The sequence below is a fragment of the Rikenella sp. genome, assembly GCF_056799795.1.
In genome coordinates this window covers 1-23018 of the sequence record NZ_JBQIQO010000036.1, presented here as the reverse complement: position 1 = coordinate 23018, position 23018 = coordinate 1, and the positions used below count along the sequence as shown (strand labels likewise).

General features: G+C 61.3%; 15 protein-coding genes. 7 read left to right on the top strand and 8 right to left on the bottom strand.

The genetic code is table 11. From position 1 onward, the window contains the following. Positions 1 to 220 precede the first annotated feature (220 nt). A complete protein-coding gene (locus ACTO3O_RS08335) occupies positions 221 to 2485 on the top strand; it encodes a GH92 family glycosyl hydrolase (protein WP_297831239.1) in 2265 nt (754 codons plus the stop codon). Between the two features lie 68 nt (positions 2486 to 2553). Here ACTO3O_RS08335 and ACTO3O_RS08330 read toward each other — a convergent pair whose 3' ends face one another. After that, positions 2554 to 2739, bottom strand: coding sequence for a hypothetical protein (locus ACTO3O_RS08330; protein WP_298081120.1), 186 nt, complete (start codon positions 2737 to 2739; stop codon positions 2554 to 2556). Positions 2740 to 2805: 66 nt separating this feature from the next. Between ACTO3O_RS08330 and ACTO3O_RS08325 the strand changes: the two genes are divergently transcribed. Both ACTO3O_RS08325 and ACTO3O_RS08320 read left to right on the top strand, forming a co-directional pair. Continuing rightward, positions 2806 to 3003, top strand: coding sequence for a hypothetical protein (locus tag ACTO3O_RS08325; RefSeq protein WP_297831237.1), 198 nt, complete (start codon positions 2806 to 2808; stop codon positions 3001 to 3003). A 106-nt stretch (positions 3004 to 3109) separates the two neighbouring features. Next, positions 3110 to 4927, top strand: a complete 1818-nt coding sequence (locus ACTO3O_RS08320) for a peptide-N-glycosidase F-related protein (RefSeq protein WP_298081123.1) — start codon at positions 3110 to 3112, stop codon at positions 4925 to 4927. A gap of 70 nt (positions 4928 to 4997) precedes the next feature. Here the strand turns inward: ACTO3O_RS08320 and ACTO3O_RS08315 are convergent, their stop codons facing one another. The 4 genes from ACTO3O_RS08315 to hisS form a co-directional block, all read right to left on the bottom strand. Continuing rightward, positions 4998 to 6248 (bottom strand): THUMP-like domain-containing protein, encoded by a 1251-nt coding sequence (locus ACTO3O_RS08315; protein WP_298081124.1) that lies wholly within the window; start codon positions 6246 to 6248, stop codon positions 4998 to 5000. A gap of 17 nt (positions 6249 to 6265) precedes the next feature. Further along, positions 6266 to 9988, bottom strand: a complete 3723-nt coding sequence (gene purL, locus ACTO3O_RS08310) for a phosphoribosylformylglycinamidine synthase (RefSeq protein WP_297831227.1) — start codon at positions 9986 to 9988, stop codon at positions 6266 to 6268. 115 nt (positions 9989 to 10103) lie between these two features. Next, positions 10104 to 11165, bottom strand: a complete 1062-nt coding sequence (locus ACTO3O_RS08305) for a peptidoglycan DD-metalloendopeptidase family protein (protein WP_297831224.1) — start codon at positions 11163 to 11165, stop codon at positions 10104 to 10106. Positions 11166 to 11193: 28 nt separating this feature from the next. After that, positions 11194 to 12591 carry a histidine--tRNA ligase gene (gene hisS / locus ACTO3O_RS08300; RefSeq protein ID WP_297831221.1) on the bottom strand — a complete coding sequence of 466 codons (1398 nt, stop codon included), beginning with the start codon at positions 12589 to 12591 and terminating at the stop codon, positions 11194 to 11196. Positions 12592 to 13265: 674 nt separating this feature from the next. Here hisS and rlmH point away from each other — a divergent pair. The 3 genes from rlmH to ACTO3O_RS08285 all read left to right on the top strand — a co-directional run bounded on the left by rlmH (position 13266) and on the right by ACTO3O_RS08285 (position 18021). After that, entirely contained in the window at positions 13266 to 13742 is a 477-nt protein-coding gene (gene rlmH / locus ACTO3O_RS08295; protein ID WP_297832490.1) for a 23S rRNA (pseudouridine(1915)-N(3))-methyltransferase RlmH, read from the top strand. A 46-nt stretch (positions 13743 to 13788) separates the two neighbouring features. Then, positions 13789 to 17103, top strand: coding sequence for a sensor histidine kinase (locus ACTO3O_RS08290; protein ID WP_297832487.1), 3315 nt, complete (start codon positions 13789 to 13791; stop codon positions 17101 to 17103). A 717-nt stretch (positions 17104 to 17820) separates the two neighbouring features. Next, positions 17821 to 18021 carry a hypothetical protein gene (locus ACTO3O_RS08285; protein ID WP_297832482.1) on the top strand — a complete coding sequence of 67 codons (201 nt, stop codon included), beginning with the start codon at positions 17821 to 17823 and terminating at the stop codon, positions 18019 to 18021. 1128 nt (positions 18022 to 19149) lie between these two features. Here the strand turns inward: ACTO3O_RS08285 and ACTO3O_RS08280 are convergent. Genes ACTO3O_RS08280 through ruvX form a run of 3 tightly spaced genes read right to left on the bottom strand, consistent with a single transcriptional unit; the run spans position 19150 to position 22669 of the window. Further along, positions 19150 to 21369: a S9 family peptidase gene (locus ACTO3O_RS08280; protein WP_297832697.1), complete on the bottom strand. Its 2220-nt coding sequence runs from the start codon at positions 21367 to 21369 to the stop codon at positions 19150 to 19152. Beyond that, on the bottom strand, positions 21366 to 22223 hold the full coding sequence (gene nadC / locus ACTO3O_RS08275; protein ID WP_297832701.1) for a carboxylating nicotinate-nucleotide diphosphorylase: 858 nt from the start codon (positions 22221 to 22223) through the stop codon (positions 21366 to 21368). The genes ACTO3O_RS08280 and nadC overlap by 4 nt, the downstream gene beginning before the upstream one ends. Before the next feature lie 29 nt (positions 22224 to 22252). Then, a complete protein-coding gene (gene ruvX / locus ACTO3O_RS08270; protein WP_297628601.1) occupies positions 22253 to 22669 on the bottom strand; it encodes a Holliday junction resolvase RuvX in 417 nt (138 codons plus the stop codon). 32 nt (positions 22670 to 22701) lie between these two features. Between ruvX and ACTO3O_RS08265 the strand changes: the two genes are divergently transcribed. After that, positions 22702 to 22893: a hypothetical protein gene (locus ACTO3O_RS08265; protein ID WP_297832705.1), complete on the top strand. Its 192-nt coding sequence runs from the start codon at positions 22702 to 22704 to the stop codon at positions 22891 to 22893. Positions 22894 to 23018: the final 125 nt, after the last annotated feature.

Genomic DNA, 23018 nt, shown 5'->3' with positions numbered 1-23018 from the left:
GTAATGTCTTTTGTGGCGACCGACCAGCTATACCCGTAATTACCAACGACCATCAAATCCCCCAACCGCCCATCGGTTCCCACATCGCGGTAGCCCGGGGCGGGGCCGCTCGACACTCGAAAGCTAATCGCCTCTACCCCAATGAGCCACCCTACCCCTGCCAAAATTCGAAAATCAGGCTATCTTTGTAGCAGCAAAAACCAAACTACCCGAACCCGAGATGAAAAAACTCCTGATCGCAGCCGCCGCGCTGTGTACCCTCGGACAAGCCGGTGCGCAAAAAACACCCGCCGACTATGTCAACCCCTTTATCGGCACCTCCAACTACGGTACCACCCAACCCGGGCCCGTCATACCCCAGGGGATGGTCAGCATGTCGCCCTTCAACACCATTCCGCGGCCCGAACACAAAGTCCACACCGGCGGCTGGTGCTCCACCCCGTACGTGTGGGACAACCGGTGGACGATCGGCTTCACGAACGTCAACCTCAGCGGCGTGGGGTGTCCCGACTTGGGGTCGCTCATTCTGATGCCGACGACCGGGAAGCTGGAGGTCGACTTTCAGAAATACGCCTCGCCCCTCGCCGAACAAACCGCTAAAGCAGGCTACTACTCCGCAAAAGTGGAGGCTTACGACGTGCTCGCCGAGATGACCACCACGCTGCGCTCGTCGCGGTCGCGGTACACCTTCCCCGCCGGCGAGTCGCACATCCTCTTCAACATCGGACAGGGGCTCACTACCGAATCGGGCGGCTATGCCCGGATCGTGTCGGACTCCGAAATCGAAGGGTTCAAAATCATGGGCGACTTCTGCTACGGCGTGCCGCAGTCGGTCATTCCGGTCTACTTCGTCGTGCGGACGAACAAACCCGCCGAAAGCGTCCGATACTGGAAACAGCAGCCCGACTTCTCGCAGAGCGCCATCAAGGATTGGAGCAGCACCAGCGGACGATATAAAATCTACGACCGGTTCAAGCAACCGATTGCGGGGGACGACATCGGCGTGGCATTCGACTACTCCACCACCGACGGCGAGGTGATCGAGATTTCCGTCGGAGTTTCTTACGTCAGCATCGAGAACGCCCGCAAGAACCTCGACCGGGAGCAGCGGGGGAAGAACTTCGACGCTATTTATGCCGATGCGGTGGCGGCGTGGAACAACGTATTGGGCGTGGTCAGCCTCGACGGCGGGACGGAAGACCAGAAAACCCAGTTCTACACCGGCCTGTACCACAACTGGATACACCCGTTCGTGCTTCAGGATGCCAACGGCGACTATCCGGAGATGGAGAGCGGCCGCATCCGGCGGATGGAAGAGGGGGTAGACCGGTTGACGATGTTCAGCGGATGGGACGTCTATCGGCTGACGCCGTTCATGGGGGCTTTCTTCTTCCCGCAGCGGCAGAACGATATGGCGCGGAGCATGATGCAGATGTACCGCGAGGCGGGCAACCTGCCGAAATTCGAGATCGCGGGCAAGGAGTTCATGGTGATGGAGGGCGACGCGGCGCTGCCGTATATGACGGCCTGCTGGTTCCTGGGGCTCACCAAGGGGATCGACACGGAGACGCTCTATCAGGCGATGCTCAAGAACGCGACCGCTCCGGCCGCTGAGAACCGTATCCGCGGCGATCAGTCTTTCTATGCGGAAAATCACTACATCCCGCTGCGTTCGCGGTTCGACAACTCGGTGTCGCAGGCGATCGAATACTACGTGGCGGACTGGAGCCTCGGCCAGATGGCGCGGGCGCTGGGCCGGACGGCGGACTACCACATGCTGAACGCCCGCGCCATGGGCTACCGCAAATACTTCGACAAGAGTTACGGCCTGTTGCGGCCGGTGCTGCCGGACGGGACGTTCATGCCGGGTTTCGACCCGCGCGAGGGCGAGAATTTCAAACCGGTGAACGGGTTTCATGAGGGGAGCTCGTGGAATTACTCGTTCGGCATCCCGTACGACATTCCGGGGCTCATCAAGCTCTACGGCTCGCCGCGGCGGTTCGTCGATTCGCTGAGCGCCTGCTTCGACCGGGGCTACTTCGACATGGGCAACGAACCGGACATGGGCTATCCGTACTACTTCTCGTATGTCAAGGGTTCGGAGTGGAAGACGCAGTACTATGTGAACCAGTGTCTGGAACGCTACTTCGGCAACCGGCCGGGCGGGCTGCCGGGCAACGACGATGCGGGGACGATGAGCGCCTGGCAGAACTTGTCGATGATGGGGATCTACCCGGCGTGTCCGGCCAAGGCTGAATATATCATTACCACACCGACGTTCGACAAGGTCACGATCCGGCTCGACCCGAAATATTACGCGCGGAAGGAGCTGGTGATCGAGGCGGTGAACCGCACGCCGGAGAACATCTACATCGAAAAAATCGAGTTGGGGGGTAAACCTTTCCGGGGTTACTTCATCTCACATAAGGCTTTGACGGAGGCGGGCCGGCTGACGATCTACTGCACGGACAAGCCGCGCAAGTAGCCGGGCTGCTTTGGGAGGATTTTTTTGGAGGGCGTTCCTGCGGGTTTTCAAATGCCTCTCGTCCCCGTTTATTCCGAGAGGCAACGCAACTGAAAACCGTAAGCGCGTAAGTCTGTAACCTCGGCTCCGAGATCGCTCATGCTAAAATGCAAACATCCTCCATTGCTTTTCAGAGCTGTTGCTGCCCAGCTGAAGCCACCGCTGCCGGTATAGATTGGGTGGCCGTTCGCCCTTTCGCGGAAGCCCGGGGCCACAAGGCGTTTTACGGACTAACGCTGTTGTTTTGCTTTTGCTTTGGGGTAAATCCAGTCGGTTTTCAAGTGCCGAGCGGCACCGCCCCGGGCTACCGCCATCGGGGGACGGGTATAGTGAACGGTGACGGCAACTATGGGTACAGTTGGTCGTCTGCGGGCAGCGGTATTGATGGCATGCGTTTGTGGTTCCACTCGCAGGGTCTCAATCCCAGCTACGTAAGCAACCGTGCCACCGGTTATCAGTTGCGTTGCCTCTCGGAATAAACGGGACGTGGGCCCGCGGTGGACAAGGGGCAGCCTCTACCCGCCCGGTACGGCCCGAACAACGAACTTTTAACTAACACAACCAATACCAACCGAAAAAACTCGTATGAAAAAAATCCTCCTGAGCACGGCTCTCGGCCTGCTCGCCGCAGGCGCCTTTGCCGACGAGGCCGTGAAAGTCACCTACGCCACCCCCGGACGCGGCAACCGCGCTTCGGTCATGCGCGTCGTTCTGACCATCGACGGCGACCAGTGCCGCACCGGCTATGAACTCGACACCGCCCTGCTGATGCAGAATCCCGAATGGGCCGAACGCATCAAAGCCAACAAAAACAAAGGCGAACGCCGACGCGGAGTCACCGAAACCCAATACATCGACTACGGAACCGGCAAATACTACGGCGTCGCAGAGATGCCCGACGGCGAGATGATCGCCACCGAACAGTCCTTCGTGCTCGACTCCACCCTCAAGATCGAACCCAGCGATACGGTCATCTGCGGCTACCCCTGTAAAGTCGCCACGGCCATCATCCGCTCCAACACCGTCAAATACTGGTTCACCGACCAGGCCGGCGTGCGGGGCACCGCACAATCGGCGGCACATCTGCCCAACGGCCTTGTCCTGATGACCTCGCGGAACGGACACATCGGACTCCGCGCCCAGTCCGTCGAGAAGATTCCGTCGACCGGCGGCCCGATCATCCCGGCGTTCGACACCTTGGTGGACGCCTCGATGTACCGCTACCGCATCAACAACGCCGACGTGATCACCATCCCCGTCTTCCGGGACGAATACATCGGGATCACGAAATCCGACGCCCCGAAAAGCGTCGATTCGCTGCTCGCCGACGTCGTCTACCGCGTCAGCGGCGGGACGATCATCCTGAAAAAGGTCAAACTGCCCGAATCGGCTAAAGGGCGCGACATCTTCGTGCAGGTGGTTCAGAAGGCTGACAAGGATGCCTACGACCGCACCGGATCGGCCTTCGTCATTCCGGTCGGCAAAGAACAGTCGTTCCTCGACGCGCTGGTGAAAGGGATCGACAGCGTGCCCGCCTTCGTCTCGAACAGCGGCAAATCCTATCCCGGGATCATCGCGACCGACGCCTACGACACGCCGGTCGAAATGCTCCGCTTCTTCACCCCGTTCGGCGTGGGAGGCTACAACCGGGGGATCAGCGTGCCGGGACAGGTGTGGGCCGACTCGGTGATCTACCATCAGGACGTCACCCACCTCGCCCCGCTGCTCGAAGGCGAAGCCTGGGTCGGCGCCTACATCGGCAACTGGGCCGAAAAGGGGCACAAACTCTCGCTCACACTCAAATACCACCCGCAGGGCGGCGAAGAGGGGCGGCGGATCGTGGTGCCGGTCTTCAACTCGCTGAACCTGATGGAACAGGGCGGCCAGGGATATCCCGATTTTCTGGGGAGCGACTCGCTGCACGTGACGATCGACGTGCCGGAAAACATCCGCGGCGCACAGCTCGTCTACCTCACCACCGGACACGGCGGCTGGGGCGGCGGCGACGAGTTCAACCAGAAGGAGAACACGGTCTGGATGGACGGCGAAAAGATCTTCACGTTCATCCCGTGGCGCGAGGACTGTTCGTCGTACCGGCGTCGGAACCCGGCTTCGGGGAACTTCAGCAACGGCCTCTCGTCGAGCGACCTCAGCCGGTCGAACTGGTGCCCGGGGACGGTGACCAATCCGGTCTACATTCCGCTAGGCGACCTGACGAAGGGGAAACACTCGTTCACGATCGCGATTCCGCAGGGCAAGCCGGAGGGATCAAGCTTCAGCTACTGGTGTCTGTCGGGGGCGATCGTCGGCGAGGCGGTCGAACAGCTGCCGGGCGACGAGTTGCAGGCGGCGGATGGCAAAACGCCCAAAAAGGCTCGCAAAGCGAAGTCGAAAAGACGGTAATACCTATATAAAACAGAGAGGGCGCATATCCGCAAGTCGGATATGCGCCCTCTCTATTATAATCATATCACTACCCCACCCGACCGACGAAAAAGACGGTGGGTTCGCCCTGCATCGTCAGGCAGAACAAATCGGTATTTCCTCCGAGTCGTACCCCCAGCGCCTGGGCCACCTCCTCAGCCGAAGCCGAGAATCCGCGCCGATGGATGTTGGCGCGCCGGATGCTCCGCATCCGCAACAGACGGGCGATCTCTTTCGGCCGATAAGGGTGCCGAAAGGTGATTCGATAGACTTTGCCGACAAAATGTTCCGGGAGTTCCGCGGTAAACAGACAATCCCCCTCCAGACGCCATCCTCCCGGCACGTCGCCCAGATACTGTGCCGCATAAGCCGCCACGGTTCTGGACTTATAAAATCCGACGTCGGGCACCGCCAAAAAACGCTCCTCGCCGGGCAGCAGCGCACCAGTCGAAGCGACGGAGTCCGCCGCCTGTTCGCGCGCAAAGTCGAACCGTTCCACCCCGCCATGCCGAATGGCAGTCACCCGTCGATACACCTGTGTCCTATCGGCCTCGTCCGAAAAACCGAGCCAGACGAGCACCTCTTTGCACTCGCCATCGACGCTGACAACCTCCACGCCCGCCTCCGGGCCGAACAGGCGGTTCACCTCGTCGACATCGAACAGGGGCGAGAGTTTCAGCACGATCCGCCGCGCCGCACGCCGCAACACCGGCAGGAGTGCCAAGACGTTCGGCGAGCTCTCCTCCAGCGAGTAGACGCGCCGTCCGTCGCCGCTCTTCCGCGACGGGTCGATATAGACGAGGTCGACGGTCTGTCCCGCATGGGTATCAGCCGTCCACTGTTCCAAAAATGCTTCAGCAGTACCGTTCCGCACCTCGACGTTCCCCACGCCCAACAAACCGAGGTTCCACCGGGCGATCTCGGCCCGCAACGGATCACTTTCGACTGCGATCACCCGCTCGAAAACCCCTCCCAAGGCCCGCGCATCCACGCCCAGTCCGCAGGTCAAATCCACGGCCAGCCGCCGTTCATGAGGGGCCAAAAGAGTGCGCAGGGTTTCCGCCTTCATCCCCGCCGCCGCTTCGCTGCTGGACTGCTCGTAGGCGACCTGCGGCACGATGCACCGCGCGGCATAATACGAGGGGAGTTTACTCCGACACTTCTGCAACATCCGTATCTGACGCGTGACGGCCGGGTTGCGCAGCGCGAAAGCCAGCCGCTCCGGATCGCTCTCCAGATAGCGTTCGACGAGCTGTCGGGCTTCGTCGGCGAGGAGTATGTCGAGGTCGTGTCGTTCCAATGGAGGGTCGATTCCGACTATTGTCGTTCCTTGATCCACTCGCGGGCATTGACGAAGGCTTCGATCCACGGCGTAATCTCATCCTCCGACCGCGGCGCCACGTTCGGATAATAGCCCCAGTTCCACGGCCGCAAGGCCCGCTCCAGGTGCGGCATCATCGCCAGGTGCCGCCCGTCAGCCGAACAGATCGCTGCAGCGTTGTAATCGCTGCCGTTCGGATTCCCCGGATATTCCGAATAGAGGTATTTCATCGGAATGTGGTAATGCTCTTCGGCATACGGCAGGTGGAATTTCCCCTCGCCGTGCGCCACCCAGGTGCCCAAGATCGAATTTTCGAGCGACCGCAGCATCACGCTGGGCGACGGCTGAATCGTAACCCCCAGGAACCGCGATTCGAATTTGTGCGAGTCGTTGTGCAGCATCTTCGGCCGTTCTTCGTCCGTCTTCGGCGCGATGAGCCCCAGTTCGACCATCAGCTGGCAGCCGTTACAAATCCCGATCGACAAGGTGTCCGGCCGCGCGTAGAAGCGTTCCAACGCCTCCTTGGCCTTCGGATTGTAGAGAAACGCTCCGGCCCAACCCTTGGCAGACCCCAGCACGTCGGAGTTGGAGAACCCGCCGACGAAGGCGATCAGATTGACCTCCTCCAAGGTCTCGCGCCCCGAAATGAGGTCGGTCATATGCACGTCCTTGACGTCGAATCCCGCCAGGTGCATCGCCCACGCGGTCTCGCGGTCGCACTGGCACCCCTTTTCGCGGATAATCGCAGCCTTGATGCCGGTTTTCGTTTTGCGTTTCGGGTCGATGCCGTACTGCGACAATTTGCCGCTGAAATGAGCCGGAAAATCGTAGTACAACGGCTGTTTCTTATAGTTCTCGTACCGTTCCAGCGCCAGCTGCGGCGTGCTCTGGTTGCAATCCAAGAGGTACGAAGTCCGATACCACACATCCCGCATTTTGTCGATATCCAGCTGGAGCCGCTCGCAGCACCCGTGCCGCAGCGAGAATTTCCGCTCGCCGAGCACCTCGGCGATCCGCACCCCGGCCACGCCCATCCGGTCGAGCGATGCCAGCACCGCCTCGACCCGTTCCGACGCCACCTGAAGCACCACGGCCGGTTTTTCGCTGAACAGCAACTTCACCAGATCGTCGTTCCGCAGCGGGTTCAAGTCCACCGCCAACCCGGCCCGATTCCCGCCGAACGCCATTTCGAGCAACGTCGTAATCAAGCCGCCCCCCGAAACATCATGCCCCGCCAGCACATCGCCCCGTCCGATCAGCTCCTGCAGGCCGTTGAACGCCCGCGCAAAGTACCCCGCATCTCTGACCGTCGGCACATCGGCCGACGAGCCCACAGCCCCCACCACCTGTGCCAGCGCACTCCCGCCCAATAGGAAATCCTCGCCGCCCGTCATATCCACATAGACCAGCGCACTCCGATCGCAATATTCCTCATCCACCGCCGCCCGCACGCACTTCTTCACGTCCGAAACCTCGCCCGCCGAAGTAATGATCACCGTCCCCGGCGCCATCACGGCCTGTCCGTCCGGATACTTCTGGGTCATCGACAAGGAGTCTTTCCCCGTCGGAATGTTGATTTTCAAAGCCAACGCAAAATCGCTGGCCGCCTCGACCGCCCGGTAAAGTCTGGAGTCTTCCCCCTCGTTTTTACACGGCCACATCCAGTTGGCGCTCAAAGATATAGACTCCAGCCCTCCCCTGATCGGCGCAAAAACGATATTGGTCAACGCCTCCGCCATCGCCAGCACCGAGCCTTTGGCCGGATCGGCCATCGCCGCCGCCGGAGCATGCCCCAGAGCCGTCGCAATCCCCGCCGTCCCCTGATAGTCGAGCGCAATCACCGCACAGTCATTGAGCGGCAACTGGAGCGTCCCCGCGGTCTGCTGCATCGCCACGCGCCCCGTCACCGAACGGTCCACCTTATTGGTCAGCCAGTCCTTACAAGCCACCCCTTCGAGCTGCAACACATCCGTAAGGTAATCCCCGACCCTATTGACATCGTACTCCGGAGCACGGTAGGCCTCGACAACCGTATGGTCGGTCATCACCGTCCGCGGCGCCTCGCCGAACATGGCGCTCAGCTGCAAGTCGATCGGTTTATCACCCGTCCGGTTGTCCACAAAGGTGAACTGCATGTCCCCGGTCGTCTCCCCGATGACGTACATCGGCGACCGCTCGCGCTCGGCAATGGCCCGCAGTTTGTCGATGTGTTTCTCGTCCATCACCAGGCCCATCCGCTCCTGCGACTCGTTTCCGACGATCTCCTTGTCCGACAAGGTCGGGTCGCCGACCGGCAGCCGGTCGATATCGATCCGCCCCCCCGTCGTCTCGACCAGCTCCGACAGGCAATTGAGGTGTCCCCCCGCTCCGTGGTCGTGAATCGAGATGATCGGGTTGTCGTGCTCCTCGCTCAACGCCCGAATGGCGTTGTACGCCCGCCGCTGCATCTCCGGATTCGACCGCTGGATGGCATTGAGCTCGATGGCATTGGCATATTCGCCCGTCGCCACGCTCGAAACGGCTCCGCCGCCCATCCCGATCCGATAATTATCCCCGCCCAAAAGCACAACCTTATCCCCTTTTGTCGGCTCGTCTTTGAGCGAGTCGACTTTCTTCCCGTAGCCGATCCCCCCGGCGAGCATAATCACCTTGTCGAACCCATACGTCTTCCCATTTTCAGCATGTTCGAAAGTGTAAACCGATCCCGTAATCAACGGCTGCCCGAACTTGTTCCCGAAGTCCGAAGCGCCGTTCGAAGCCTTGATAAGGATATCCTCCGGAGTCTGATAGAGCCACGACCGTGCCGGAATCCCCCGTTCCCAGTTTCTGCCCCCGTCTAATCTGGGGTACGCGGTCATATAGCAAGCCGTCCCGGCCATCGGGAAAGCCCCTTTCCCCCCTGCGATCCGGTCGCGAATCTCGCCGCCCGTCCCCGTCGCGGCGCCGTTGAACGGCTCGACGGTGGTCGGGAAGTTATGGGTCTCGGCCTTGATCGAAATCACGCTCTCGAAATCTTCGGTCTCGAAATAGTCCGGCCCCTCATGGGATGCCGGCGCGAACTGTTCGACCACAGCCCCCTGCAAAAACGCGCAGTTGTCCTTATACGCACTCACCACCCGCCCCGGATTCGTGGTGGTGGTCTTCTTGATGAGCTTGAAGAGCGTCTCCGGCTTCTCCTCGCCGTCGATGACGAACTGTCCGTTGAAAATCTTGTGCCGGCAGTGTTCCGAGTTGACCTGCGAGAAGCCGAACACTTCGCTGTCGGTCAATGGCCGTCCGATCCGCACCGCCAAATCCTTGAGGTACTGTATTTCGTCCGGATTCAACGCCAGGCCCTGCTCCCGGTTGTAAGCCTCGATGTCCTCGATGTGGACGATCGGTTCGGGCTGCTTGTCGATGGTGAAGACGTCGCCGTCGATCGTCCGGTACATCCGGTAGAGCATCTTGTCATAAGGTGCCGCCTCACTGTCGACCATCCGGAACTCTTCGATCCGCACGATCCCGTCAATCCCCATGTTCTGGGTAATCTCGACGGCGTTGGTGCTCCACGGGGTGATCATCTCGCGCCGGGGGCCGACGAAGATGCCGCTCACCGATGAAACGTCGAGCCACTCGGCGTCGCCGAAGAGCCAGCACAGTTTGTCGATCGCCGACCGATCGAGCGCGGCGGCGGTCTGTACCGCAAAAAGGGTGTCGTCTTTACGGAAGAGTTGTATCATGGGATGGTGTATGGTTTTCGAACTTCAAATATACGTTTTTCCGGGCGGAATTCCGCCCCGTTTCCTGCTGTTTTTCAAAGCAACGGCCGGGGAGGAGGAAGGTTGAGCGGCCGCGCTACCTGACCCGCAGCCGCTGCCCCAGCCGAAGCGTGCTGTTGCGGTCGATGCCGTTGAGCTGGCAGATCCGGGCGATCGTCGTTCCGTATTTCGGCGCGATGCGGCCCAGAATGTCCCCCTTTTTAACGATGTGGTACACCGGCGCCCCCGAAGCCTGTTTGGGCTGCGCGGCGCGGATCATCGTCGAGTCGTCGGCTTCGGCCAGCAAGGTGTTGGCCAAGTCCGGTTCGTCGTCCTCTTCGAGCATCTCGGAGGCGCGCGAATGGATGCTGAAGTAGTCGCGGTTCAGGGCGAAGGTCTGGTAGCGGAGCATCCCGTTCTCGAAGTCGAAGAGGAACTCCGGGTCGAAGCTCTGGTCGCAGTAGCGGGTTTCGAAATGGAGGTGGGGCCCGAAAGCGCGCCCCGTCTGCCCCACGTAGCCGATCACCTGTCCCGTTTTGACGTAGTCTCCCACCCGGACGTTGCACTTCATGAGGTGCGAGTGCCAGGTCTCCAGCCCGTTGGGATGGCGGATAATGACCAGATTCCCGTACCCGCCGGTGTTGTATTTGGCGTACCGGACTTTGCCGTCGAACGCGGCCAGAACCGGTTCGCCCGGCTTCATCGGAATGTCCACGCCGTGGTGGTTCCGCCTGCGCCGGGGCCCGTATTTCGAGAGGACTTTGCCCTGCACCGGGCAGCAGAACTGGCCGAGGCTGTCGATCATGCGCAGGTCGACGGTCGCCGGCAGCTCGCCGAGCTCGATGTTGCGATAGGAGAAGACCGAGGCGGTGTCCCAGTGTTCGCGGAAAACGGACAGGTTGTCGAGCCGCCGCAGCTCCGGCCGGTAGTACTCCCAGGTGTTATTGCTGAAAATGATGACTTTGGTCTCGGGATCGGCCGTCGGGATGGTGTCCATCGGCCGCCGAGGGAGCTCTTCGAGCCGGGGCGTCGCAGGCGTTCCGCCGCGCCGCTGGGCCGAAGCCTCCTCCGGGGCGACGAAAAGGATCAGACCGAATACGAAACCGGCGACCAGCAGCGACCGATAGGCAAAGGTGCAAAAATACATAGGTATAATCATATAATAAATAGGTGTATGCAGGAACCGGTTATTGCAAACGCCCCTCCTTCAGGAATTCGGCCAGCCGGTCGAACGGGACTTCGGTCTGCTCGCCCGTGGCGAGGTATTTGACGGTGGCCCGCCGGGCCGCGGCTTCGTTCTCGCCGACGAAGACGAGATACGGAATCCCCCGCTTCTCGGCATACTCGAACTGTTTTTTGATCTTCGCCGGTTCGGGATAGAGCTCCACAGCAACCCCTCCGTCGCGCCGCACGCCGTCCATCAGGCGCAACGCCTCGCGGGCCTCCTCGGCGCCGAAGTGGACGAAGAGGGCGCGGACGCTCTCGGCGGTCTCGGCCGGAAAGAGGTCGAGCCCCAGCAGGACGTCGTAAATCCGGTCGGCGCCGAAGCTGATCCCGACGCCCGAGGTGTCGGGCATGCCGAAAATGCCGGTCAGGTCGTCGTACCGCCCGCCGCCGCAGATGCTCCCCATGGGAAAGTCCAAGGCTTTGACCTCGAAAATCGCGCCGGTGTAGTAGTTGAGCCCCCGAGCCAACGAGAGGTCGAGTTCGACAGGCAGTTCCACCCCGAGCGCCTCCACATAGTCGAGCACAGTGGTCACCTCTTCGATCCCGAGCCGACCGGTGGCGGAACGGTCGCCGATAATGGCGGTAATGGCTGCCAGTTTCTCGCGATTCGTCCCCGAGAGCTCCAGAATGGGCCGCAGCGCGGCAATCGCCTCCGCCTCGAGCCCACGTTCGGCGAGCTCTTCGTTCACGGCGTCGATGCCGATCTTGTCGAGTTTGTCGATCGCGACGGTGATATCCATCATCTTATCGGCATGGCCGATGGTCTCGGCAATGCCGTAGAGGATTTTTCGGTTGTTGAGTTTCAGCACGACCCGGATGCCCAAGGCGTCGAAAACGTCGCGCACGATCCGAATCAACTCGACTTCGTTGAGCAGCGAGTCCGACCCGACGACATCGACGTCGCACTGGTAGAACTCCCGGTACCGGCCTTTCTGGGGCCGGTCGGCGCGCCAGACGGGCTGTATCTGGTAACGTTTGAATGGAAAGACGATCTCGTTGCGGTGTTGCACGACGTACCGCGCGAAAGGCACGGTGAGGTCGTACCGGAGCCCCTTTTCGCAAATTCGGGTGGCGAGCGCGTTCGGGCTGTCGCTCTCGCTGGCGGCCAGCAGCTCCTCGCCCTCGATCCCCTTGAGGAAGTTGCCGGAGTTCAGCACTTTGAAGAGGAGTTTGTCGCCCTCGTCGCCGTACTTGCCGAGCAGGGTGGAGAGGTTCTCCATGCTGGGGGTTTCGAGGGGCTGGAAACCGTAGCGCCGGAAGATGCTTTTAATGGTGTCGAAGAGGTAGTTGCGCCGGGCGGTCTCGACGGGCGAGAAATCGCGGGTGCCTTTGGGTATGGATGGTTTCTGTATGGCCATGATCGATCTGTATTTCCTTTTTCGGCAACAGGGTGCAGCCTGCGCAGAGGGTGTTTTACCGGTGGCGGAAGCGGGCTGGGCCGGCCCATTGTTTCGGTTCTTTTTTGGTAGGACGCCTCCTTAGGCGAGCGGGCTTTTTCTCGCTTTTTCAGCCGCCCGCGGCAATTCTTGCCGAATTGGCTCACTGCCAATCGGCAGAATATGCCCTTTTTGGCGGGCGGGCGACGGATTTCACGCGCAGTTCTTTGTTCGCGCGCCTGGGGAAATCTTGTCAAAACGCGCAAGCGCATTTTGACGATTTCCCTCCTAAGGCGTGGCGCGCGAGCAGTTGAAAAGTAACAACGGTTGTATATGTCCGCGCGCTGACGAAAATCTTATTCAAAGCGCAAGACGCTTTGAATGATTTCCTTCTTCAGCGATCGCGCGCGGGAGAGCTTTGTCCAGCCTAAAACTGCGCTCAGGCTGCGCGGGCCCCACGTCCCGTGGACGGGAAATGCTTACGCATTTCAACTGCCAGCCTCTACCCCCGTTCTTTGTCCGCGCGCCACGCCACAGGCTTGGTCCGCGCGCCGCACAAAGATACGAAGATAATAACAATTTACAGATGTTCCGCGCAAGAGTCCGAAACGCTCCTTTTTCCTAACTTTGCGTTCGAAAAGATCCGGAACTACACAATGACTATCGACTTGATCCTCGTCGGAAAAACGACCGGCCAATGGCTGGAAAACGGCATAGAGGAGTATGTCGGCCGGCTGAAGCATTACGTGCGCTTCGGCCTCGTCGTTATACCCGAACTCAAAAACGCCCGCCACCTCCGCGAAGAACAGATCAAAACGACCGAAGGCGAACTGATCCTCGCCCGCGTCGCCGCCGGTGACCACGTCATCCTGCTCGACGAACGGGGCACGCTGCCCGACGGATCGGTGGAGTTCGCCGACCGGCTCCAGGGCCTCATGAACCGCGGCGTGCGGCGGCTGGTCTTCGTCGTCGGCGGAGCCTACGGCTTCTCGGAGGCGGTCTACGCCCGGGCCGACCAGCGGCTCTCGCTGTCGAGGCTCACCTTCTCGCACCAGATGGTGCGGCTGATCTTCATCGAACAACTCTACCGCGCTTTCACCATCCTCGGCGGAGAGCCCTACCACCACCGATAAAGCCGCGTCGTCGACGCACCACCCCCGATTCACAGCATCCGATCCTATGCGATTCTCCCGACACAACTTCACCAATCCCATCCGAGGGCTGGGGCTGCGGCTGCGGGCCCGGGCAATCCCCTACCTGCTGCCCGCCACCATCGCCCTCTTCGCCGTCAACATCTACTACATCGCCTTCCGCGTGGGCCGCGACGTCGATCCCGGGCTGAGGCATATCCGAACGGCCATCACCCGCATCGAACGCGAAACCGACCGCGTGGCCCGCAACTGGCTCGAAGCCGAGGACGACAGCCTCTACATCGAGAGGCTCTGGCGCGGCGACATCCCACCCGGATGGAGCGAACAAGGGGTCTCGATGCTGCTCTTCCGCGACACGACGATGGTCTACTGGTCGAACTTCCCGTACCAGGTCAACATGAACGACTTCTGGCTGACCCCGTCGCATTCGATCCGGAAGATCGGGCCGCGCCACGGGCTCATCCTCGTGCGGGCCCGCGGCAACCGATCGGCCGTGGTGACGATCAACCTCTACAACGAAGAGACCGGCCTCTTCAACCCCTATATCTTCCGCGAACAGCGCATCGAGCTGCTGCCCACCTCCGACGGCCCCCATGCCCGGCAGATCGGAGCCACGCGCGTCGAAACCGACAACTGCGCCTTCTACCTCAAAGCCAAACCGCGCAAAGAGGTGCCCGGCGGAGCGGCCTTCTGCGGCTGGGCGGCGATCCTGCTGCTGTGCCTCTACCTCAAGAACCTGATCCGCACCCGCACGCGACGACACAACGCATTGCGCCATGCGGCCCTCTTTTTCATCGTCCTCGCGCTGCTGCGCGTCGGGCTCCACTACGTCGGCATTCCGAACGCCAACGGATCGCTGTTCGCCAAAGTATACGGCGCCAACAATGTCATCCTGGGGTCGCTCGGCGACCTCTTCCTCACGTTCGGCATGGGGTTCGTCTACGTCGCGTTCCTGTTCAACATCCGGGCGAAACTGGCCTGGGACTGCCGGCAGCGTCCGGAACGGATCCGACAGATCGTTCTGGGACTCTATTGCCTGCTCACGGCGGTCGTCGTCTCCGTCTTCCACTACGCGCTGATCCTCTCGATCTACACGCCGCGCATCAATGTCCAGATATACGACATCTTCGACCTGTCGTACAACAGCGTGATCTTCTACCTGCTGTTCGTGCTCTTCGTCGGCATCCGGTTCCTGATGGTGCGGGTGCGGCACACGCTCTTCGCGACCCGGCGCCTGTGGCAGCGCACCCTGTTCACCGGCGGGCTGATCGTCCTGCTGCTGGCCCCGGTCGAGTCGCAAATCCGATACACGGGCTACATTCTGCTGCTGTTCTACCTCACGATGGCACTCGTAGGCTACTCCCAGATCAAGTACCGCTACCTGGGCCCGTTCCTGCTCTCGCTGGCGATCTACAGCGCCTACTTCACCTTCTTCGCCACGCTGGAGGATACGGCAGCGCAAACCAATGCCCAACGGCTCTATGCTCGCATCCTCGCCACCTCGCCGCAAGACCGGATCATCCAGCAGGACGAAGAGGTGCCCGAGGGAGAACTGACGCCCGACATCCGGTTCCAACACTTCACCTACGTCCGGGTGACGGACGGTCGCATCCACTTCAAACACGGCAACGACAACGACTACCAGGCCCTGTTGGCCGCCGTGCCGAGCGGACACGACACGATTCTCTACGCCAACGGAGAGGCCCACTACCTGTTCAACTACGACGAACCGGGGGCGCGCCACGGCCTGCTGATCGTCTCGCGCCGCGACAGCACGCTGCTGGACGTGGCGGCGCTGTACGCCTACACGTTCCTGATCCTGTTCGTGCTGTGCGGTCTGCTGCTCGAACTGACCGGATATACGTTCGACATCCAGCGGTTCAGCAGCCGGATGACTTTCAAGATCCGAACGGTGGTGATCGGCGTGGTGCTCTTCGCCATGGTGGCCGTCACGACCGTCATCATCCGCCACACGATGGCCCAATTCAAGGGCGATAACCGACGGGTGGTGAACAATACGATCCAGCGGCTGGCGACCGACCTCTCGCGCTACCTGACGCGCCATCCGCTCGACCGCGAAACGGCTGAGCGGTGGCTCGCGACGGAACAGAACAAGGACGAGTTCTCGATCAGCCTGTTCAGTCCGTCCGGGCGGCTGATCGCGTCGTCGGCCTACAACACGATCCACCTGGCCCGGATGCGGAGTCAGGCCTACCGCAGCCTGCACTACCTGAAACGGCCGATGTTCGTGATGGATATCGGGGGTGCGCAGTACACGTCGGCTTTCGTCCCGATCATCGTGGAGGGCGATCTGAAAGGCTACCTGAACCTCCAGTACTACGGGGCGGATGCGAACGGCGGATTCCTGCGCCACGAGCTGTTGGCCGACGTGCTGAACCTGTTCCTGATCATTCTGTGCATCTCGGTGATCCTCTCAGAGTTCCTCTATCGGCTGCTGACCAAGCCGTTCAACCAGCTGCACGAAGCGATGCGGAACATCTCGAAGATGCAGAAAATCGACGCGGCGGGCTCGAGTTCGAGCCGCCAGATCAGCGACGAGGTGGGGTTGCTCGTGGAGCAGTACAACCGGATGATCGACTACCTGGAAGAGAGCTACCGCCAGCTGGCGCGCAGCGAACGCGAGGGGGCCTGGCGCGAAATGGCCCGCCAGGTGGCGCACGAGATCAAAAATCCGCTCACGCCGATGCGGCTCAAGATCCAGATGCTGCAACGGACGCTGCAACAGCAGGAGCAGCAGACCGAGCTGAATGTCAAAGTACAGGAGACGCTCTCGTTGTTGCTGGATCAGATCGACCTGCTGACCAAGATCGCGAGCGAGTTTTCGGACTTCGCCAAGATGGGCGAGGGTCATCCGACGAAGATCGACCTGAGGGTGTTGCTACGGAACGTGGCGAGCCTCTATGCGGCTCATGACGGGATCGACCTGCGGCTGCTGGAGCCGGGGCCGGAGGCCGGGCCGGTATGGGTGACGGCGGATGCGGATCACCTGACGCGGGTCTTCGTGAACATCTGCCAGAATGCGGTGCAGGCGGTTGGCGACCGTCCGAACGGACGGATCGAGATCGGGTTGCACGTCTCGGAGGGTCGGGCGCGTGTGCGGATCAGCGACAACGGAACGGGCATCCCGGAGGAGATTCAGGCGAAGATTTTCGTGCCGAACTTCACGACGAAGAGCAGCGGCAGCGGTCTCGGCCTTCCTATCTCGCGCAAGATCATCGAGTTGCTGGAGGGCAGCATCGGGTTCGAGAGCGTGGTGGGCGAGGGAACGACGTTTGTGGTCGATTTGCCGATCGACGAGGCGGAGCATCCTGCGGGGGCATAAGTGTTTTGGATAGCTGCTCGCCCCAAAGGGTCTTTTGACAAATGAGATAGAGGCGATCATTGGAGGTAGAGGTGGGCTGTTACTTGGGAAGAGGCGACCGTTGGGGGTGAGGCGGGCCGTTACTTGGGGGTAGAGGCTGCCAGTAAAACGCCCTGTGGGCGCGCCCCGAGCAACCGCTTCCACGGCGAGGGGACACCGGCCAGTGTCGGCAGCAGCGGGTACGGCTGGTTGGCGACGTCTTTCAATTCGGGCGGCCACTACCGGGGGATGTACTTGAATTTCTATACGACAGCTCTCTATCCGATCAACGCGGACGCACGTGCTTACGGTTTTCAGTTGCGGTGCCTCTCGGAATAAACGGGCAGGAGGCTCTCGACGGAACCGATTGGGGACTTAGAACCCGGGCTTGGGCCTATTTTCTTTCAGATTTTGCAATTCGAGCGCCGCTCGGCCCCGCCCCGGGCTACCGCCACCGGGATACGGGCTTTCAAGGCAATATCGGCTACTGTGGTTCCAGCAGATCCTCCTCTACGGCCAACGGTACGGACGACGCACGGCTGGATTTCAGCGTAGCCTGGCTCTATCCCGGTTACGCGAGTGGCCGCGCTTACGGTCTTCAGTTGCGGTGCCTCTCGGAATAAACGGGCAGGAGAGCTTTCGACAGAACCGATTGGGGACTTAGAACCCGGGCTTGGGCACGGCTGTTCTATTCAGATTTTGCGAGTCACGCAGCCCGCCCCGGGCTACCGCGACGACTCTTCGGGCGTGCTGGACGACATCGGCAACGGCGGGTACAGCTGGGGTTCCACGGTCAGCGATATCTACGGGCAGTTCTTGTGGTTCTACACACGGACTCTCAACCCGAGTCGAGCGCATTATCGCGGTCACGGTTTCCAGTTGCGTTGCCTCTCGGAATAAACGGCGCCGGCGGTTCGAAGAACCGCACTATTCGTTCTTGGTTTAAGCGGGTCGAAGCCTGCGGGGCCTAAAACGAGCATAGCGAGTTGCGGGCCTCCGCGGCGGGAGGCTTCGGCCCGCACGACCCTAAAGGGTCGCAAAAGCACTATTTTTTCAGCCGGGTTCGTCCTCGGCGCGCCCCCCACGCGCCGCTAAAGCGTCGCCCTTGCCGAGGACGGCGATTCCTCTTGGAATCGCGCTATTCGCTCGCAGCCTATAGCAGCTCGCCGCTAGCGGCGGACTGCGCGACCCAAAGGGTCGCAAGAGCTCAGCCTAACTCACCGCCCCAATTCTGTCGGGTTCGGGCTGCGCGCTCCGGGGGTGGGCCGAACGGCCCAGCGCGCAGGCCCGGCGGTTCTACGAACCGCAATAGCACGACCAACAATTCGGCCCAACCCACAGCCCCCTGCTCGGCCCAGCGCGGCGCGAAAACCGTAATCGGTTTTCGCGCCTGAAGAACAAGCACAGCCCAACTCACCGACCGATTCTCCACCTCGTGTCCGCCTCACTGCGGCTACGCTTGCGCTCCGCCGCGTTTTCGCGCGCCTTACGCGATTCATTCTATTTCGGCTTGTCGCCGAAATAGTTGAATCGCTTCTTTAGGCGGCGGCGCGCGATCCGGTCATTGCCCCGGCTGGTACTGTTCTCTTTGTGAACAAAGAGAACCAGAAAACCGACGCAGCAACCGAGTGCCATCAAACTTGTTTGAATGGCCGAGGTGCCAGGAGGAAGGCGAAGCCAAACTTTAGACGGATGCTGACGCATCCTCCAGCTGCCGACGGCCCAAATCTTTGTCCGCGCGCTGGCGGAAATCTTATTCAAACGCGAAACACGCGTTTGAATGATTTCCTACTTCAGCGATCGCGCGCGGTTAGACGAAGAAAGAATAGTTACGGCCACGCGCCATGACGCGAACGCGTCGGCCGGCCGGGCTCCGCGTGCCCGCGGTGGGCAATGGGCCGCCTCGACCCAATCCATTACAATAATAAACTGAGCCTCCACGCTCCACCGAGATAAAAAAGCGGCGGGCATACAGCCCGCCGCGTCCGAAAACTAAGGAAGAGACTAAAAAATCCCTGTCAATACCCCCTATAACCCGCACTTGACAAACTCGATCGCCCGACGCAACAGGTGATCCCGAGACGAACCCATCCCGTGGTTCTTGTCCGGATAGATCGCCATCTCGAACGACTTGCCCGCCCGAACCAGCCGCTCAATCATCTCGTAGCTGTTCTGGATGTGCACATTATCGTCCCCCGTGCCGTGCGCCAGCAGCAGTTTGCCCTTCAAGCGGTCGGCGAAGAAGATCGGACTGTTGTCGTCGTACCCCGCCGCATTGTCCTGCGGCAACCCGTTGTAGAGCTCCGTATAGATCGTGTCGTAATACCTCCACGACGTCACCGGCGCTACCGCCACCGCCAGCGCGAAGACATCGTTCCCCTTCAGAATGCCGTTCAGAGCCATGAATCCCCCGAAACTCCAGCCGTAAATCCCGATCCGCGCCGGATCGACATAAGGCAAACTCCCCAAGTACCGCGCCGCCGCGATCTGATCCTGCACTTCGAGCCCCCCGAGATTCCCGTAGGTGCACTTGCGGAACTCCGCCCCCCGGAAACCCGTTCCGCGGCCGTCCACACACGCCACCAGAATCCCCTCCCGCACCAGCGCCGCCTCCCACGACCACCCCCACTTGTCCGCCACCTGCTGCGACCCCGGACCGCTGTATTGCGTCATCAGCACCGGATAACGCCGCGTGGAGTCGAAATCAGCCGGTTTGAGCAGATAGCCGTTCAGCGTCGTCCCCTCCGGCGTCGTGAAGGTGAAAAACTCTTTCCGCGGCAAGGTGTACTCCGACGCCATCCGACGCCGCAACGCCGCATTGTCCTCCAGCACCCGCACCGCACCTCCGTCCGCCACCCGCCTGAGCGTCACCACCGTCGGCGTCTCGCTGTTCGAAAAATAGTCGATCCAGTACCGGTACCCCGGCCCGAAAACCGCCGTATGCGTCCCCGCCTCGTCCGCCGCCGACAGCCGACGCTTTCCCCGACCGTTCAGCCCGACGCTGTAAATCCCCCGTCCGAGCGGCGAATCCTCGGTAGACTGATAATAGACCCTTCCGCGCTTCGCATCAATTCCGTAAAGGGCCGTCACCTCCCACGCCCCCTCCGTAATACGGTTCTGCAACCGCCCCGCCATGTCGTACCGGTAAAGGTGCATCCACCCGTCCCGCTCGCTCTTGACCACAAACCCGCGCCCCTCCGGCAGAAAAGTCGCCGTCTCGTTGTTGATCCGTTCGATGTACCGCGGGTCGCGCTCTTCGTACAGCACAGACGTCGCCCCCGTCGTCGCATCGGCCAGCAGGATTCGATAATGATTCTGCAACCGGTTGAGCCAGTGCACCGCCAGCCTCGCTCCGTCCCCGTCGCGCCCCGTCGCCGCCCACTCGATCCGGGGCACGTAGATGTCCATCGAATCGGCCCCCGACGCGAGGTCGACATCGACGATCGAATCGCCGTCGAACCGGTAGATCCGGATGCCGACCACCGAGTTCATCTCGCCCGCTTTCGGATACTTGAAATTGTAGTTCTCCGGATACAGCCCCCCGCGGAAGGTGTTCATCGAGTATTCGCGCACGCCGCTCTCGTCGAACCGGTAGAAAGCGATGGCGTCCGAGCCCGGCGCCCACTCGTAGGCCCGTGCAAAGCTGTACTCCTCTTCGTAAACCCAGTCGGGAATGCCGTTGATAATGGAGCCCCGCACCCCGTCGTGCGTAATCTGCCGCTCGACGAAAGTCCCGTCGGCCGCCGGGGCCGAGAGATCGACCACGAAAAGATCGTTGTCGCGCACGAACGCCGCTTGGGTTCCATCCGGCGAGAGGGTCGCTTCCTGCTGCTTCCCGCCCACGGACAAAGGCCGCAGGTCGCCCGTCGTGCGGTCATAAACATAGTAATCCGCCCGCGAAGAGTGCCGGTAGATCGGTTCACGACCCGTGGTCAGCAGCATCTGCCGCCCGTCGCGACCGATCACGTAGTCGGAAACCTGCGGAAAACCCTCCGGTCGCCGGAACAGCGTATCGACCAGCGCCCCGTCGGCATACCGCCACCGCAGCACATCTCCGTTGCGGCTCAGCGTGGTATAGTGTTCGCCGTCTTCCATGGCCCGCAGCCCGTACACGCTCCGTGCCGCCAGTTTTCCTCCGGCGATATCGTCGTAGCCGATCTGCCGCTTCGCCTCCGGAGCCGCCTGCGCCCCCGTCGCCATACCGCCGAGCAGGGCGATACCTATTATATAACCGTATATCCGTCTCATGCTTCGACCGCTTTAAGGCTCATATCCAGGCTTTTGATCTGATGGGTCAGGGCGCCCACCGACACGTAGTCCACGCCGCACTCGGCATAGTCGCGGAGGTTTTCGAGCGTGATCCCGCCGGAAGACTCGGTCTCGGCACGCCCCGCCACCCGGGCGACCCCCTCACGTGTCTGCTCGATCGTGAAGTTGTCGAACATGATGCGGTCGGCACCGCCCGCGGCGAACACCCGGTCGATGTCGTCCAGCGACCGCACTTCGATCTCGATCTTCAAATCCTTTTGCTTCTCGGCCAGGTATTCGCGTGCGCCCCGGAGCGCGTTTTCAATCCCCCCGGCGAAGTCGATGTGGTTGTCTTTCAGGAGAATCATGTCGAAAAGCCCGATGCGGTGGTTCTCCCCTCCCCCGATCCGGACGGCCATCTTTTCGAGCATCCGCATCCCGGGGGTGGTCTTCCGCGTGTCGAGCACTTTGGTTTTCAGCCCCTTGAGCCGGTCGGCATAGACGGCGGTCTGGGTAGCCACGCCGCTCATCCGCTGCATGAGGTTGAGAATCACGCGCTCGGCCTGCAACAGGGAGATCAGGTTCCCTTCGACATAAAAGGCGATCTGGCCGGGTTCGACCCGGTCGCCGTCGTTCAGTATCCGCTCGAACGCCACGGTCGGATCGAGCCGCCGGAAGACTCGTTCGGCCACCTCGACGCCGGCCAGCACGCCGGCCTGTTTGATGAGGAGTTTCATCCGCCCGCGCCGGTCGGCGGGGATGGAGCTGAGCGAGGTGTGGTCGCCGTCGCCGATGTCTTCGGCAATGGCCAGCTCGATCAGCCGGTCGACGTAGGGTTCGTAGGCTTTTTCCATGGTGGTGTATCTGTTTCGTATGGTTGTGGTTACTTTCGCGCCTCCATATAGGACTGGAGGATGATGACGGCGCTCACCCGGTCGACGAGTCCTTTGTCTGTGCGCCGCCGGTTCCGGGGGACTCCGCCTTCGATGATGGCGCGCTGGGCGAGCACGGAGGTGAAGCGTTCGTCGTGGAAAACGACGGGTATCCCGGGCAGGGCGCGCCGCAGCTGGCGGACGAAGGGGTCGATGTAGCGCCACGATTCGGATCGCTCGCCGTTCATCTGCCGCGGGTCGCCGATGACGAACATTTCGACGTCGTTTTCGTTCGCATAACGGGTCAGATAGTCGACTGCTTCGTGGGCGGGCACGGTGTCCAGCGGGTTGGCAATCAGCTGCATGGGGTCGGTCGCGGCGATTCCGACGCGTTTCCGTCCGTAGTCTATGGCGACGATCCTGCTCATTTCTTCTCTGCAAAAATAGGGAATTATTCAGTATGTACCCCGCCCCGGGCAACCGCAACGCATCTGCGGGCGAGCCGGTGAACGGCGGGTACTTCGGGTACAGTTGGTCTGCTGCCACGAGCGGCTTTGTCGGCTTGGACTTAGGTTTCTATGCGCAGGGGCTCAAAACCGACCGCTCGGACTACCGGGCTCAAGGTCTTCAGTTGCGTTGCCTCTCGGAATAAACGGGCCGCTGTGTCTTTTAATGACAACTTCGTTTGGGAACTGCCTCCTGCGGTTCGCAGAACCGCGCGGGCCGGACGCCTCCCCCTCGGGAGGCCCGCAACGTTCGCATGCTCACTGCGCCCAC